Source organism: Ruminococcus sp. 1001136sp1_2201st1_G3_2201SCRN_220225 (genome assembly GCF_040924365.1).
Taxonomy (GTDB): domain Bacteria; phylum Bacillota; class Clostridia; order Lachnospirales; family Lachnospiraceae; genus Blautia_A; species Blautia_A faecis.
In genome coordinates, this window is sequence record NZ_JBCOME010000020.1 from 1 (window position 1) to 16,376 (window position 16,376).

The following is a 16,376-nucleotide window of genomic DNA, read 5'->3' on the forward strand; positions in this document are numbered from 1 at the left end:
ACTCAACTGACGGAACAGCAGGTCTTACACCTTACGGTAAGACAATAAATGTAGTGACTTTCAAGTCACACAAAACAATTCGCATCACTGTGCAGTATTGTACGCGCCACACTTCTCGCCTCTTTTCTCGAACATTTGTTCTTTTTTGTCTATTATAGACACTTTCAATAAAAATGTAAAGTGGTAATCTTCCCCAGGAATCCTTTCGTCCTAAATATCGGGACGAACCCCACTCTATATCGGACAAAGGCTTTCTTTTTACAGCTGCGACGACATAGAAAAAGGCTGCTATGCCAGGTTCTCCATAGCATAGCAGCCCTCTGTCACTTTTCCTATTCAAATAAGTTCTGCTGTTCATAAGGCACATACCGTTCCAAAAGGACAGGAATCTGACGCAGCATTCCTTGTGCCTGCTTTTCCTCCCATAGCCAGGATCTGATCTGGTCTTTTTCCAGAACAAGGGGCATCCGGTCATGAACCGGACGCATGGAAGCGTTTGCTACGGTAGTCAAAATTACAAACCGGTCTTCCTTATCAAACCGATCATAAAAGCCAGCCAGATAAAGAGGCTTTCCATCTTTCCGGTAAAATGTATTTTTCTCTTTTTGTCTGCTCCATTCATAGAATCCGGCAGCTGGAATCACCGCCCGGTGGTAATGGATTCCATTTTGAAACATTCTTTTTTCCATTACCGATTCCACACGGGCATTGAAAATCACGCCTTTTTTCTGCCAGCCAGGATATCCCCAGGCCTTGCTGCAAAGCTGTAAATTTTTGAAATCGTTACTTACAATCACAGGAGCCGTTTCCGTTGGATGGATGTCTCCTGTTACGTGCATCCGCTTTAAAGAGGCATCCACTTCTGATACCACGTTCCGGATATCCAAATAGGTTTCCTCATCTATATAGAATCTTCCACACATACCTGCATTTTCTCTGACTTTCCCATTTTTTTAACTGCAATTTTCCCTGGAATTCATAGTGTCACGCATTCTATTTGGAAATATACAAAACACCAAGCGTACCCGGACCACAATGGCTTGATACAACGCCGCCTGCCCGGGTTTCTAATATTTCCTCAAAGATGCCAAGATTTTTTAGATAAGTCCGGACAGTCTCAACGATTTCCCGGTCACAGCCTGAATGCGTGATAAATACGCGCTCCTGTCTTGCATTTTTTAGATCCTTTTCCATATCTTTTACATAGGACAGTATCACAGAGGCAATTTTTCCCCGGTACTTTTTAGAAGCATTCATAGCCCCATCTTCCACTACAATTTTAGGATGTAGCTTCAAAACACCTCCAGCCATGGCTGCTACCGCATTACAGCGTCCTCCACGATATAAATAAGTAAGTGTATCCACTACAAAACTTGCTCGCACATTTGGCTTTAATTTTTCGATCTCAGAGACGATTTCGGAAGCAGTCCGGTTCTTTTTTGCCATAATGGCAGCTTCCACTACAAGAAGCCCGATTCCTGTAGAAAGATTTGCAGAATCAATCACCGTGATCTGCCCGGAAGCTCCCAGTTCTTCGGCAGCAAGGCGCATCACATTTCCAGAAGTGGACATACTTGATGAAATAGAAAAGCAGACAATTTCCCTTCCAGCCGTAACATAAGGGCGAAAAAGCTCTATGGCATCTGCCATGGCCGGAGCGGATGTTTTGGGCGTTGTCTTATTTGCATCGGACCAGGCATAAATCTGATCCGGAGTAATATTTTTCCCATCTTCAAATTCCTGATCTCCCAAAAGAATATGAAGGGGAAGAATGTCAATCTCATACCGAGCTAATAACTCTGGCGAAAGATCGCAGGTACTATCTGAAATAATTTTTACCATGTTTGTTTCCTCATAACATTTCTTTTATGTGTTGTCAATTCTTGTTACTTGCCAATACATCCTTATATTCCAAACAGATTCTCGGCGTTTAAATAAGCAATCTTTTCTTTTTCCTCAAATGGCAGCTTTATTTTTTCTAAATACATTTTGGAATTTTCAGGTTTACAATATGGATAATCTGTAGCCCACAGGATCCTTTCTGCACCCACTTTGTTCCGGCAAAACAAAAATCATCCTCGTAAAACATCCCGCTTGGAGTTATATACATATTATTTTTAAAATAATAGGAAATATTATGTAATAGTCCTGTAAACGCAGCCGGGAGCATATCATCCATCCGGTTAAAATAATAAGGTAGCAGTTCTCCCCAGTGTCCGCAGATCAACTGCAAATTTGGAAGACGGTCAAAGATTCCGGATAGTATCATCCTCATATACTGCACCCAGGCATCATAGTGCCAGCCAATGCCGTGTCCCGCAAAAACATTTGCCACTGCCACAGGCCAGCTTCCCTGATAATAAGTCTTCGCAACCTCTGTTGGCACTTCCCCTGGATGAAGCATAACTGGAACTTTTAACTCCTGTGCCATTTCAAAAATTGGGAAAAAACGGTCCTCATCAAAATAAGATTCCTGATAAGCACCATTAAAAATAATCCCCTTTAATCCAAGTGTTTTTACGGCGCGTTCCAGTTCTGTCAGGGCAGCACCTGTATCTCCTACCGGCAAAACAGCAAACCCATAAAAATTTCCTGGATACTGTTTACAATACCCTGCCAATTCCTCATTTGCCATCTGACAAAGAACAACCGCCTGTTTCGGATCCAGATACGAGGGAGAATTGTTTCCATAGCTTAAAATCTGGCAGTCAATTCCATGTGTTTCCATAAATTCCAGACGTTTCTCCCCAACCTCTGTAATTTCTCCTTTCGCGACAAACTGCTGAATGAAGTTGGCCTTTGCCTTTTGCGCCAGAGTAAGATTCTTTTTCTCTAAGAGCTTTTGGTATTCCCCATTTACTTTCTCTGACATAAAATGTTCTTCTACCGTAATCACCTTTGAAATCTGTTCCATGCTCACACATCCTTTTTTAGAATCTATCTATTCTTTTTTCCGCTCGCCAATAATTTCACCCACAAATACATAGTGTGGCTGCCAGCCGCCTTTAAAATCTGGATAAACTTCTGGTTTTGCCGCATAATATTCCTGGATTTCCGGGGCTAAATCTTCCCGTGAGAACTGGTGCTGATACAGCTTCTTGCAAAGAAATGTACACTCTGCTTCCTCAAACGTGACACCCTGTCCCATTTTTACAGGTGTAAAACCTACTGCTTCTATTTTATTTTCATCCCGTCCGGAGTGTGATCCAAGATATCCCAATGCCTTACGGCTGGTTTCCGGATAAAAACTGACAGTAAAAATATCACTTTCTTTTAATACCTCACTTGTGTAACGGGCTGGATGGACATATACGGTTACCGTAGACCTACTGTTCCCAGCTGTCCCCCAGATATTCCCAAGGCTTCCCCAGCTTACCGTACAACAGTTATAATGCTGTATATTCCCAGCTGTCACAAGCGCCCATTTCTTATCAAATAATTCAAATACCTTGTATTCTTTCCTTTTATAATCCTGCATAACAGCCCTCCGGTTCTGTCTATTTTATGAAAATTTGTTTCTCTTACTATTAGAATATCAATCTACCAATAATGGCGCAAGACTTTCTTGCAATTTTTCGGACGGAATCATATTACTTCTTTCACCGCCATATAAACCAGAGTAGTTGCCTTCATAAGTTTTCCATCAATTCCATCCGGTTTACATGTTTCTGGAAAAAATTCATAACGCGCTTACTCTGATGTTCCACCAAAAAGGGAAGTGCTATCTCTTCAACACTTCCCAAAATTTGCTATATATTCCAATACGAATCAGTTTTTTTCACGAAACATGTTTTCTTTATGATAATTTATTCCGGTAATCCTCCAGTTGAAGAAATATCCCAATAATATATACCTCCAAATCAACTACTTTGACAATCATCAAGTAGAACATATCCGTAAGAATAACTTACCTGTATTTTAAGGATTTTAGATATGCGTCCCGACATTCTGGAAATTGATATGGGTTCTCTTCCAGGCGATCATATGCTTTTTCTATACATGTCAGCAAATGTTCTGCCGCTATATTATTCCCCAGCCGATATACAAGATAATATAGGCATTCATCTAATTGTTCTTCCGCACGCTCTGTAACAATTAGTTTATAAACCATATTTCCCCCTCATTGCGCTAAGCGATTCTCTGGCATCTTTTACGCTTTCCTCTTTAATCTGCCTTTCGGAAGTTTCCAGCGCCTGATACATTCTTAGCTTCTTCATGGCTCTTTCATAATTTTCAATACTCATAATCACCATATCGCCATATCCATTCTTGGTTATATAAACTGGTTCCTCACTTCTATGGCAAAGTTCGGATATCTCTGCTGTGTTTTTCAAGTCTTTAATCGGAATAATCTGTGGCATATAAGGCGCCTCCTTTGATGGGATTATCATACCATAATTATGACATTGCAACAATTGCTGATAGAAAAATATATCATACAAGTTTACGGATTCTCACAAATCATTCCATACCCATATCTGTCATCTCCAAATTCTCTCTTATTCACCAGCATTACTCCAAGATGGCAGTATTTATCACATTTCAGTTTCTCATCTGTTTCAACCACTTCACGGATAAATGTTAAAATACTTTTTAATGGATATTTGGAATCCGGCGTGGTAATTGCAATGTAGCCTTCGTGTTTTTCCGAAGTTGCATAAAGCATTCTTATCATAAAAGAAAAAAAGATGGCTAACGACAACCACCTTTCTCTCCGTTACATGTTTCATTATATTTTTATATAACAGCGAAACAAAATTTATTTTCTCCTGCGTCAACTAATAGTGACTGATCCGTTTGCGGCACACTTAATTGAAAATGTTCCTCCAGCACCTTTTCCTGTTTTTATGTGCTGGCAATAAAAATATCCAAGCGCAACATCACCTGCTTTTGAAGCATCTTTTGTAATCACCTTATAAACATTAGGTACAAGAATCTTGCAGTCAGGAGTTGCATTTGTGCACTCTGCCTTTTTTCCATTATATCTAAAAGTAGCCTTCAAAATATATTTTACAAACACCGTATTCGTATTTTTATCTTTTACCCGGTAAGTCTTTATAGCTGATGTGGTTTTCCATCCAGCTCTTGCGAGAGACGGAATTTTTTCTTCATAAGACTCAATTTCAATCACCGTATCTTCATCAAGATCAATGTATTCCCTTTTCAGTAAAACGGCATTTTCCTTATTTTCATATGGCTTGATTTCAGTATCTGCCTTTACCGTCACCATACTACCAAGGGAAATAATCATAGTTAATAATACACACAACAAACTTTTCATTTTTCTCATAAAGAGCCTTCTTTGTAATTATCCTATTTTTAAATCGAGAAATGGATTCTTTTCTCCCCTCCTTCCCATTCCCACTACATTTCCGATTTAATTTTGTAAATCAACAGTAATACCATCTCCAACTGGAACCGCCAGGTCTTCCGGTGCCTGGTCTTCATCATATACTGTTCCTATTTCTTCTATGTAAGCATCTTCCGATTCCTTCTGCTCATAGGAAACCGTTTTTCCTGTAGTTCCTGAATAGTGATAGAGCTGCAGCGTTAACTGTTTTGCATGATCCAAAATTCTCCAATCTTGTAATTCAAAAATTAGATTCGGTTTATCATAGGAAGTGAGATTAAAAACATATTCATTTCCCAAATCGTCCTTCCCGCGAAGCCAGAATTCGTCGTCCTCCGTCATATCGGAATATGATCCAGAAATGGTACATCCGAAAATATTATATTTCATTTCTGAAATCAAAAACGTCTGATTCTTCTCAATTGGGATAGACACTTGAATGTCAATTTCTTTTGTGTCTGCCTGCAGTGCTTCTGGATCTGCTGTAAATGAAAAACTATATACATCCCTTTCTTCAACCTGCTCATTTTGATTTTGGAAGGTTCCTATTTGAATTTCAAATTTCTGGGAATGATCAGCTCTACTTCGATTAAATTTCGCTGCAAAGTATTTGGAAGTCACTTTTTCTGATCCGCTACTGTTATCAAGCGAATATTGATTTTCTAACGCTAATGACTCGCCATCAACTGCGACCTGAATGCTGCTCATGGAAATATCATTTTCGCCTTTTTCATCCGTCAGGGAATATGCAATCCAAAGGCTTTTTGCATCCGCTGCAACTTCCTCTAACGAAACCGCAATTCCATTTTTTTCGATTGTCTTTTGAATTGTTTTCACATATTCATCTGTTTCCTTCTCAATTCCCAAAATCCGGCCAATAAGAGAAGTCATTTTATACCAGGCTGCTTTTACCTCATTCTGATGTGTAAGTCCACCACCAATAGCAGCCACTAATATGATACAGGCTGCTGCAACCCGTATGTAACGCTTGACTCTTACGATTTTATTTTCTTTCCACGGTTTCGCCGCCTGATAAATGTATTTCTCATCTATATCCTCAAATGCCGTTAAAAAATCCCATCCTTTATTATCCCTCATAGCCAGCCTCCTTTAATAAACCATAAAGTTTTTTCCTGCTACGAGCCAAAACTGACTTGATCTTACTTTCCCCACAGGCATGTCGGTCTGCTATCGCTTTTACAGGATCCATATACCAGTAGCGTCTAATAAAAATATCCCGGTCACGTTCCGAAAGCGTTGATAAAAAGTGGTCAAATAATTTTACAAGTTCTTTCTTTTTTAAATAAATTTCAATATCAGAAGAAATTGCACTTCCAATTTTTTCCACTTCCCCAGCAATATCTTCCATATGTGAATCCACCCGTTTCTGCGCATTTCTTTTCCGATAACGGTCGATTGCTGTATTTCTTGTTATTTTTGAAACAAAGGAAGACAAAATAGATGGTCTTCTTGGAGGAATGCTGTTCCAGGTAAAAAGCCATGTATCATTTACACACTCTTCAGAATCCTCCCTGCTGTATAAAATATTGTGTGCAACTATATAACACATATTTTGATATTTATTTTTGGTCTCTACAATTGCATTTTCATCTCTGGCAAAATACAAATTAATGATCTGTGCATCATCCATCCTGCGCTGTTCTCCCTTTTCACCTTATATCACGTATTTTATTTCAATTGGTCGCATGAAAAATGTATTTTTTTTATTTTTTTTGCAGAAAAGGAAATGAAATATATTTCGTTCCTAATTCCTTTTCTGCATTTCCACTTACTGGTCAATTACTTCTGTCATATAAGCTCCCTGACCATCTACCGCAGTAACTATTTCTTTTCCGTCTTCTGTTTCAATAATCTGCCCCACTGATACCTGATCCTGTGGTCCGTTGATGCTTAAATCTGGATCTTCGTCAAATGTGGCCAGCGGGTACATTACCCTCTCTCCATTTGCATTGAAAAATTCATGTAATTCAACTCCAGAACTGGCAGCCACTGAAGCTGTTCCAATCAGCATACACGCTGCCGCTCCAATCCAAAACTTTTTTCGTTTCATCATGCTGCTCCTTTCTCTTAACCGTGATTATTTTTTATATCCACAAATACTACAGGTCTTCTTCAAAAACGGATAACTATGTTTACTGCAATATGTCCATGGAGTGTAAGTTTTTATCCCCCTACGATGGCATTTATTACATTTGTTTGAGATAATCAGCCGTTCTTTGTAACAGATTCCAGCTGTTCCAACTGTTCGAAAATCTGTCTTTTTACCAACAGCTTCTAAATATCGCGCCGGATGTTCACAAGGCGCATTTGTCGCATAGGAAGAAATCGCTTCAATCGGTTCTGTTACAAAAGATCCATCTTCATTTACTCTGACAATTCTTTCCTTAGCACCAGTTTCTGTCATATAAATGTTTCCACTGGAAATTACTTCCTGCGCTTCATTTTCCGCACCCATTACAGGGATACCCTGCCCTGCCATATTTCCCATAATTGTAACACTTGTCATAATAATTGCCATCCACTTTTTTAATCCACTCATCCTTTTTACCTCGTTTTCTTAAATTTTTCCCTATAAGTTGTAAATAAAAATTTTTAGAGCCCTCCCTCCAAAGTTTCGTTATTCCTTTTTCACTATATATCACGTAAAATTTCGGTATCCGTTGCATCCTTGCTAAAAATAATTTATTTTATTCTCAAAACCTCCAGCCCTAATTTGGCACACAAACAGGATCCGTTTATAATCTGTGTCTTGGCGTTTTATAAGTAGCCGTAGAGCAAAAGCCCCCGACAGCATAGTTCCAAAGATCCATACTATCGGGGGCTTATCCCTCATCTCATCATAATTTCCATATTCTCCTGACGATATAAAGCTTTATCAAATTGTACTTTTTTATAAATTACAGATCAGAAATAGTGCTGTTCCACAACTTATTTTTCAGCCAGACTGTCAAGGCATCTTTTTATGTCCTCTTTTTGCATGCACTCAATGGTCCAGGTGCGTTCTTTTGTTTCCGGCAGATAGCCAAGCACTTCCTCCCAGGGAAGGTTTCCGCTTCCAAGTCCGATATGGGAATCCCGGTCGCCGCAGTTGTCGTGGATATGAACATGGCTTACATAGGGAGCCAGATTTTTCGCCCACTCCCTGACATCCAAAGAAGAATAACAGTGCGCGTGTCCGATGTCCAGGCACAGCTTGAAGTTTGGCTGGTTCACCCTCTCATAAACATCCAAAAGAAGCCGCCAATCATCATCAAATACATTTTCCAGCACGACTTCAAGTTCTGTTTTGTTTTTCATAAATTCCTGCCAGAATTTGGCAACCTGCTCCGCCCAATATTCTTTGTAGTAAACATACGGGTTCATGCCAGAGTGAAAGACAATCTTCTTAGCGCCAAGGTGAAGCCCCGCCTCATAGCACTGGTTGAATCTTGTCATGGTAGCTTCCCGCACCATACTGTCATATGCACAGGGGTTCACATCCAGAAACGGACCGTGAAGGATCAGATCCCTGGTTCCTATCTCTTTCATTTTCTCCCAGTACGTTTTGATTGAATCCGAAAGCTGATCCAGGTTATCCGAAATAGAAAAATCAATGCTCTCGATCCCAGTTCCATACTCTTTTACCAAAGCCTTCATGTCATCATCTAAAACTAAATGGCTAATATATATCATTTTTTTCCTCACTTTTTTTGCGAAGCTGCTCCTGCCTCTTTTAAATGGCAGAACAGGCAGGAGCCCTTTAAGGCTTTGCTGCCTGTTCTATCTTTTTTATTTTACTGTGATCTTAATTTTTTTCGATTTGGAACCGGATTTTACCGTAATGGTGGCAGTTCCTTTTTTCTTTGCAGTGATCACACCTTTTGCGGTAACAGTTGCCACCTTCTTATTGGAAGTGGTATAGGTTACCTTCTGCAGGGAGGTGATCGGGCTGATGACTGGCTTTAATGTCAGTTTCTTGCCCTTTTTCAGGGTTGCCTTAGAAGCAATGCCTATGATCTTGGTTGTCTTCACCGCCTTCTTTTGTACCGTAACGTTGACCACCTGTTTTTTGCCGCTTGCAAGTGTGATGGTGACTTTTGCTTTTCCAGCTTTCAGTCCTTTTATAGTACCCTTGCTTGTCACTGTTACAATCTTTTTGTTGCTGGTTGTCCAGGATTTTACGGAATCTCCATTTGCAAGACCGCTCACCTTCACCTTTGTGGTAGACTGTTTTACCTTCAGCTTTATACTGGTGGCATTTACTTTGATGGTTGGGGTAAGTTTACTTCCTACAGTGCGGGTTTCCGTTCTTCCCTTGTTGCTGGTGCGTTTCTGTGTTTCGGGGGCAAATACCGTTGCTCCCGATACGGTTGTCCAAGGACCAAATACCTCCGGAACTTCCGTCGGTGTCGGAGTCGGCGGAACGGGTGTCGGGGTAGCCGGAACCGGAGTTACAGTCGGTGTCGGGGATGGGGTATCGGTACGCTGTACCACAATGGTATAGTCGGTTGTCTTTCCGGATTTGGTGGTAACGGTAACCTTTACCTCTGCTTCTGCCTCTGGATTTGTTTTATCAAAATACATGGCAATTCTGTGTGCTGCACCACTTCCGGTTACTTTTCCAAGAACCGTTACCTTGCTGGTGCCACGGACTCCCACAGCGGTAACCGATGCGCTGCTGTCTGCCGGTTCTGCAAAGATATTTAAAAATTCCCGGCTCTCTTTATAGATTGCCCGGTAGCTGGTTGTTACACTGCTAAATTCCGGGGACAGCGAAATCCGGTTTGCCGTATTGGAGTAGGTATTGCTGGTGCTAAGTGCCATGTTCGCAAGAACCGGAGTGGAAATATCCTGGGAAATATGGAAAGTATATTCCCTGCTCTTTCCCATACCGCTTACAGTTACCTTCACATCTGTGGAGCCGCCGCTTACATCCGCTACAAAACTTCCTGCATACGCCTGTCCATTTACAGTTATGGTGCAGCCTTCCGGTGCTTTAAAATCAAAGGTCACTTTGCCGGTATTCTCTGCTACCGTTAAATTATATTTTAAGGTATCTTTTCGGAAAGCAGAAGGCCAGGTCACTTTTCCAGTATCTGCTGTGACTGTCACGCTGTCCAGATAGGCTCCATTTGTTTCCAGAGCCATCAGATAGTTGGAATCGTTTTTGTAATAAAGGGTGCCCTCACGGTCTGCACAGATGGTACTGATGCAGTATTCCTGCTGGTCACTTGCCGGGCGGAAAAGCTCTACGGCTGTTCCGGAGGTCTGTCCCGGTTCATCGGACAGCATATAAATACCGCCTGGTTTTGCATTGTAGGTAAAGTACAGATAGACTCTTCCATCTGCCTGTCCATCCCCATTATAATCCTGGTTTTCGTAGGCCGTAGACAAAAGAGGCGCTGCCTGGGGATAGCCTGGGATGGATACGTTATATGCCAGAGAGATCCCGGAAGCGGTTTCAGTTAAGACTGCAAAATGATGACCGCCATCGGAACTAAACTGTTCGCCATTTCCGCAGACACCTACATAGATCCTCCCCTTATATACAACCGGGGAAGCAGTTACCATGCCGCCAAGGTTATAGCTGCAGGCAGTTCCAAAGGTGCCGTCTGCATTCATCTGCACGCGGTACAGATACCCGCCTTTGGTGGTGAAATATACATAACCATTATTATAAACGATAGTAGAACGAATATCTCCATGGCTTGTCATCTTATCCATGAGCAATCCGGTATGTGTGTTTACGGAATACAGGATGGCGGAGTTGGTATCTGTTCCTTCTGAAGAACCGTCGTCGGAACCAAATATCAGGTAATCGGATGAGGCATAAGAACCAGCCCAGTAAAAGCCGCCCTTATGGTTGTATTTCCAAGTGCAGTGTTTAATCTCCGTTCCTGTGGATGGATCCTCGTCTGTAACAGACAGACAGAAATAAGAGCCTGCTGTAGTCTCAGAATTCCAGGTTCCGGTATAGATATAACCATCCTTGTAAGTGATCGGGGAAAGTGTCTGACCTCCCAGGGACTCACTGATCCATAAGGACTTTAAGGAAGTAGCACTGACCGCCTGGATCTGACCGCCGCCGATCTGTGCAAAGAGCATTCCCTCTGCATAGGTAAGGGGGATCATGGCATACTGCATATTTCCAGAGAGCTGTTCGCTGGTCTGAAGGATTTCCCCTGTGTTTTTATCCAGCTTATAGATAAACTGTCCAGACGCTACATAAACTGCTCCGCCCAGGATCAGTGGTGGTGTGATGGCTGCCTCCCAGCCCACTCCGATCCTTTTGGTCCATTTTAACAGGGTGGAATCCGCACTGGTTGGGGTGCTGCTTCCGGTAATGCCGTTATTTGTTTCACTGTTTCGAAAATTGATCCAGTCATTGTCCGTGATCTCCGGCTGCGTAGCATCCTGTTTTACCAGTTCTGCACTAATGTCGGAAACCTCGCCGCCGGTAAAACTGCCCTGCTGGGAAATATAGCCATATTTAGAAATATTCCACGTATAGGCTTCTCCTTGAAGGATGTTCTCATAAACCATCAGGGAATCGGCGGAAGGGGTAAGGCGCTCCCCATCCTTGTCATATACGCTGATGACCGCATCCTCCGGGGTTACCTGGAAACTTACTTTGTCACTTGTGCTTTTATGAACCAGGATGGTGTAGGTGCCGGTGGAGGTATAGGTTTTCTCTGCCAGGGCAGGATCCGCATAGGTGTTTGCCTCTGACATGGAGAGCGTCACTTTGGTATCACCGGTGTCTGCCAGTGGAACGCTCACAGCCGTATCTGTAGAAGAAAACGGAACCTCTTTTACTTCGCCTGTGGTTACATTTTCACTGGAAATGGCAAGCTGATACCAGTTGCCGGAAAACGCTTTTGGAACCACCTGTAAAGAAGCAGTAGAAACTGCTACCGTTGCCTCGTAGTCCCTTGTAGTTCCTGTCGTGTCAAATTTCGGAAGGATATTTTTTGCCAGGTCCTTGTCATCCGGCAGGCAGGCCTTGAGATCGGAAAGGTCAAGACGGCGTTCTACCAGGATCTGGTAAACCTGCTTGTCCCCTTCTGTTCCTGCGGTGATAGTATAAAGTGCTCTTTTGGAGCCATTTTCTCCGGCTGCAAAAACGGAGGCAGCTATATTGTAACGGGTACCATCTGTGTATCCGCTTTTTGACATTTCCGCATTCTGTTTTTCTCCGTCCAGTCCCGTGGTTTCCAGCTGAAGGACGGATCCCTCCGGTGCATTCCCTGCCAGATCCGCTGTGATCCAGAAGGATGCGGAATCCATGTTGGAACCATATTCTGCCACATAAACCTTGCCGCCAAACTCTGCGTCAAGATCAGACATACGCTTTAATCCTACGGTAGAAGCACCGCTCTGGCTGGTATATAAGGTCAAGTTCTGAAGGTAGCCACCCTCATCCTGCGCATCGGTTTCTGGCATGATGATAGGATCTGTCTCCCCTTCAAATCCCTCCTGGGAATCAGAGGCTTCAAAGTCCTCTTCTCCTGAAAAATCTTCTTCTGCTTCCCCGGAGGTAAACCCGGTAAATTCAGAAACGCTTGCAAAAGAATCCTCACTTTGTGTGTCTTCGGATTCCTGGGAACCACCCTCAAAAGAATCCGTCTCATCTGTAAAAAATCCATCCTCTTCTGCGGCATAAGCGGTGTTTAACGCATACACCGGAAGATTTCCAGCTAACAGGGCCGCAGACAAAAGTCCGGTCAGCCATTTTTTCATTGTTGGTTTCATTCAGTTCTCCCTTCTTTTCTTTGCTTACGCCGTTATTTTGGGCTTTTTCTTGCTTTCTTTTTTAAACCTTTTCTTTGCCGTTACAAAAAAGAGAGCAAAACCAGTTTCCAATACCGCAATCACCAGAAGAAATTTTGTTGTCAGACTTGCTTTTTGGATTCCTCTTGTCACACTTCCTGCAAAAGATTCCTCCTGAGCCTGGTTCTTTCCAGTTGTATTTGTAACTGTGGTTTTCGTTTCTTCTGTAAAACCATCTGACGCCTCACTTTTTTCTTCTACCACCGGGGAGGGAGTGGCTTTTTCCATCACCTTCTCCCCTGCTATGGTATAGCCAGGCTTTAAATCCTTTGCATATTTCTTCCCTGTCCGGTCTGTCCACTTCGGGGACTCATTTTTTTTGGTGTCAGCTGTCTTCATATTTCCAAACAAAGAAGTCTGTTTCTCCCCCTGGAGCTTTAAGGAAGCCTTAATCTCCCCAGTGGTTTTCTCCCCCTCTTTGCCTCCAGCTTTGCTTCCCTCCACCTGTTTTAAATTGGATAAGGAACCCTCGCCGTTTTGTCCTGGGATAGTGGCCTGGGACTTATTTCCGCCATGGTCGGAGCCATGTACCAGGTTTCCAGGGGTACCGGCTGTTTTTATATCCGGGATCCCCATGACTAAAGAATCACTTACATTTCCCGCTGCATCCTTTACCACGATCACCAGGTCTTTTTCCCCGGAGGATAATCCAGTCAGGGTAATGGTATTGGTTCCGGCTAATACTTCTGTTCCTTTCCCACTTGTATCTAGGGCGGGTACCTTTGCCCCTGCCTCAATCACCTGGTAATAACAGGTTCCCTTTTCGGAAGTTTTATAGACAGCAGAAGCAGTGTCCGTGGAGATACGGCTGGCACTGATTTTTTTTAGTACCGGAGCTGTAGTATCGGTAAGTTTCAGGGTAATATAATAGTCTCTGGTTGTCCCGTCCTCTGCTTTTACCTCCAGGCGGACCTTCGCCTCTTTTTCCTGGTCGGCAAAAAAGATCTTCCAGTAGAGGCGGTCTTTGTTGTCTTTCGTTCCCGTGATGGTCTCATCTTTTTCTACAGTTCCTGCCTTGATACCGCTGATGGCATAAACCTTAACAGAAGCTTTTTCATCCTCTACTTCTGTCCAGATGTTCAGGCTCTGCCGTTCGCCATCGTAGGAAGCCTCAAATTTTTCCTTATCTGGAGCCAGATCCGGGCTTAATTTTAAGATCCCTTTTCCGTACTTGTCGGAACTGGAAACATACAAGCCCTTTAAGGCTGTGTTGCCGCTAAGAAGGGTGATAGTATATTCCGTCACCGCAGGATCTGCCGTGATCTTCTGGTAGAATTCCTGGTACCCTTCTTTACGGACATAAAGTTCATACGCCTGTCCCTGTAAAAGAGAATACCGTCCATTTTCTTCTGCGGAAACCGGGTTTCCCTCTGCATCCAGGATCACCACACTGGCATCTCCCGGCTCAATTTGAAGTCCCACGCTCACCAAAGCCGGGGTTGGAGTCGCAGTCGGCTGTGGAATCTCGGTTGGAGCCGGAGTTTCTGTTGGTGCCGTAGTTGGCTCCGGAACCGGTGTTGCAGTCGGCTCTTGTGGAGTCTCAGTTGGAGCTGGTGCCTGTGTAGGCTCTGGCTCCACGGTCGGCTGTGGTGCCACAGTGGGCTCTGGCTCCATGGTCGGCTGTGGTTCCTCACTTGGAGCAGGCTCCGGCTGTTCCGGTTCCGAAGGCTCTTCTGGTCCTCCTTCTTCGCTTTGTATCATCACTTCTTGCTGTGCATGTATCTCATAAGGAACACTTCCGGCAATCAGAGCTGCCGTTAGGGTTCCCATTACCAATCTTTTTTTCATTTACCAGTCCCCCCATGTCTCGCCGTTTACTCCGCCGCCTACGTCGGCACCGGAATAAAGGGAAAATCGAAGCCTTACCTCATCCCCGTCCGCCGGGAAATAGGAAGACATTCCAACACTCATGTATTCACCGTTCACGGAATACAGCCAGCCAGAGTCCATGGTAAAATCAAACTCTCCAAGCCAGTTGGAATCGTGATCGGATAACTGACAGTTTACTTCCTGCAAATGCGCCATCAGGTCATCCGGAATAGCCGCATTTGCGGAAATGCCGCCCCTTCCGATTGCTTTTAAATAAAAGCCGCTGGTGGCATCCCCATTGTTTCTCCAGTCAAAGCCTGTGTTCTGCAAAAGCCGCAGCAGCACAGAGGATAACTGTTCTCCCTGGTAATATTCAATAGAGGTTGCCGGAAGGATGGTTCCAAGCCCTACCGTACCCGCTTCAATGCTGATGGTGATAGAACCTGCCACCTGTGGACCTGCGTCTTCTCCTTTATACAGGGTAAAAGGAGGTAAGGTAGTGGCATAGCCTTCTTCGTCTGTCGCCTTGATTTCTATGGTGTTGGCACCTTCTGCCAGTTCCAGGCGATATGCCAGGATTCCAGCAGCCGGTTCTCCCTGGCAGGAAAGCCGTTCCCCATTTCCGGTTACCGTAAGGGCAGCTGCGCCCAGACTGTTTCCATAATGGTCGGTTGCCTGGATGTAAAAGGTACGGTAAGAAGCATTGACCGTCTCCCCATCGGTAAGGTCTGTGGCAATCTTCGGGTAATTATCTTCTACCGGTTCCTCTGGACTTTCCGTAGGGGCAGGTGTCGCAGTGATCTGCGGCTCTTCCGGTGCCGGGGTAACAGGTGGCAGATCCTCATCCGGAGTCTGCGCCCCGTCCTGGTTCCGGTTATCATCCGCATCTGGTGTTTCCGATGGCTGTTCGGAATTGTCTGGTTCATCCTGGTTATCATATTCAATCGTATTACTTTGATTCTCTTGATTTTGGTTTGTATTGTTATTATTTTCTGGCGGCGTTTCCGTCACAGTTGCCTGTGGGGTGGGCGTTACGCTCTCCTCCGGTTCAGGCGTTGGTGTCACCGTCTGCATTACTGGTTCCTTTGTCGGCTCCGGCGTAACCGTAGGAGTCGGTGTCTCTTCTGGAAGAAGCTGGGCCTGTTCCTGCTGCTCTGCCATTTCCTCGCCGTTTCCATCATTCTTAGAACCTGCATAGGCAAAACCGGTTCCCAGATACCCTTTTAAGGAGCTGTCTGCACTGATTCCCTGCACCGGGTTTGGTACTGCCTCGGGCTCACTTTTTAATACGCCCTGTGCAAAAACGACAGCAGCCAGAAAAAGCACTGCCACAGGAATGAGCGCTGCCAGTATTTTTCTTTTCTTTTTTTCTTTCATAAACAGCCTC

17 protein-coding genes are annotated in these 16,376 nt (G+C 43.7%); all 17 read right to left on the minus strand.

Translation table 11 applies throughout. From position 1 onward, the window contains the following. Positions 1 to 332: 332 nt before the first annotated feature. Positions 333 to 923, minus strand: coding sequence for an SOS response-associated peptidase (locus AB5642_RS08290; RefSeq protein WP_173718744.1), 591 nt, complete (start codon positions 921 to 923; stop codon positions 333 to 335). Positions 924 to 993: 70 nt separating this feature from the next. Then, positions 994 to 1,842, minus strand: a complete 849-nt coding sequence (locus AB5642_RS08295; RefSeq protein WP_173718743.1) for a DegV family protein — start codon at positions 1,840 to 1,842, stop codon at positions 994 to 996. Between the two features lie 62 nt (positions 1,843 to 1,904). After that, positions 1,905 to 2,036, minus strand: a complete 132-nt coding sequence (locus tag AB5642_RS08300; protein WP_368371542.1) for an amidohydrolase family protein — start codon at positions 2,034 to 2,036, stop codon at positions 1,905 to 1,907. Next, on the minus strand, positions 1,979 to 2,914 hold the full coding sequence (locus AB5642_RS08305; RefSeq protein WP_368371539.1) for an amidohydrolase family protein: 936 nt from the start codon (positions 2,912 to 2,914) through the stop codon (positions 1,979 to 1,981). Before AB5642_RS08305 ends, AB5642_RS08300 begins: the two co-directional genes overlap by 58 nt. A gap of 27 nt (positions 2,915 to 2,941) precedes the next feature. Beyond that, complete coding sequence (locus AB5642_RS08310) at positions 2,942 to 3,478, minus strand: flavin reductase (protein ID WP_173718741.1); 537 nt, start codon at positions 3,476 to 3,478, stop codon at positions 2,942 to 2,944. A gap of 429 nt (positions 3,479 to 3,907) precedes the next feature. Further along, entirely contained in the window at positions 3,908 to 4,111 is a 204-nt protein-coding gene (locus AB5642_RS08315; RefSeq protein ID WP_173718740.1) for a type II toxin-antitoxin system RelE/ParE family toxin, read from the minus strand. Continuing rightward, on the minus strand, positions 4,101 to 4,361 hold the full coding sequence (locus AB5642_RS08320; RefSeq protein WP_173718739.1) for a type II toxin-antitoxin system Phd/YefM family antitoxin: 261 nt from the start codon (positions 4,359 to 4,361) through the stop codon (positions 4,101 to 4,103). The genes AB5642_RS08315 and AB5642_RS08320 overlap by 11 nt, the downstream gene beginning before the upstream one ends. An 83-nt stretch (positions 4,362 to 4,444) precedes the next feature. Then, entirely contained in the window at positions 4,445 to 4,702 is a 258-nt protein-coding gene (locus tag AB5642_RS08325) for a hypothetical protein (protein ID WP_173718738.1), read from the minus strand. Between the two features lie 72 nt (positions 4,703 to 4,774). Then, complete coding sequence (locus AB5642_RS08330; protein WP_173718737.1) at positions 4,775 to 5,290, minus strand: hypothetical protein; 516 nt, start codon at positions 5,288 to 5,290, stop codon at positions 4,775 to 4,777. An 87-nt stretch (positions 5,291 to 5,377) separates the two neighbouring features. Beyond that, positions 5,378 to 6,448 (minus strand): DUF4179 domain-containing protein, encoded by a 1,071-nt coding sequence (locus AB5642_RS08335; protein ID WP_173718736.1) that lies wholly within the window; start codon positions 6,446 to 6,448, stop codon positions 5,378 to 5,380. Next, the gene (locus AB5642_RS08340; RefSeq protein ID WP_118580693.1) at positions 6,438 to 7,001 is read right to left on the minus strand and encodes an RNA polymerase sigma factor; all 564 of its coding nucleotides are present in this window, start codon (positions 6,999 to 7,001) and stop codon (positions 6,438 to 6,440) included. The genes AB5642_RS08335 and AB5642_RS08340 overlap by 11 nt, the downstream gene beginning before the upstream one ends. Positions 7,002 to 7,139: 138 nt before the next feature. Continuing rightward, on the minus strand, positions 7,140 to 7,424 hold the full coding sequence (locus AB5642_RS08345; RefSeq protein WP_173718735.1) for a hypothetical protein: 285 nt from the start codon (positions 7,422 to 7,424) through the stop codon (positions 7,140 to 7,142). 24 nt (positions 7,425 to 7,448) lie between these two features. Continuing rightward, complete coding sequence (locus AB5642_RS08350) at positions 7,449 to 7,910, minus strand: hypothetical protein (protein ID WP_173718734.1); 462 nt, start codon at positions 7,908 to 7,910, stop codon at positions 7,449 to 7,451. 389 nt (positions 7,911 to 8,299) lie between these two features. After that, positions 8,300 to 9,043, minus strand: coding sequence for a sugar phosphate isomerase/epimerase (locus AB5642_RS08355; protein WP_118580687.1), 744 nt, complete (start codon positions 9,041 to 9,043; stop codon positions 8,300 to 8,302). A 96-nt stretch (positions 9,044 to 9,139) separates the two neighbouring features. After that, positions 9,140 to 13,102, minus strand: a complete 3,963-nt coding sequence (locus AB5642_RS08360) for a cadherin-like beta sandwich domain-containing protein (RefSeq protein ID WP_173718733.1) — start codon at positions 13,100 to 13,102, stop codon at positions 9,140 to 9,142. A 24-nt stretch (positions 13,103 to 13,126) separates the two neighbouring features. Further along, positions 13,127 to 14,968: a hypothetical protein gene (locus tag AB5642_RS08365; RefSeq protein ID WP_173718732.1), complete on the minus strand. Its 1,842-nt coding sequence runs from the start codon at positions 14,966 to 14,968 to the stop codon at positions 13,127 to 13,129. Continuing rightward, entirely contained in the window at positions 14,969 to 16,366 is a 1,398-nt protein-coding gene (locus AB5642_RS08370; protein WP_173718731.1) for a DUF4430 domain-containing protein, read from the minus strand. Positions 16,367 to 16,376 lie beyond the last annotated feature (10 nt).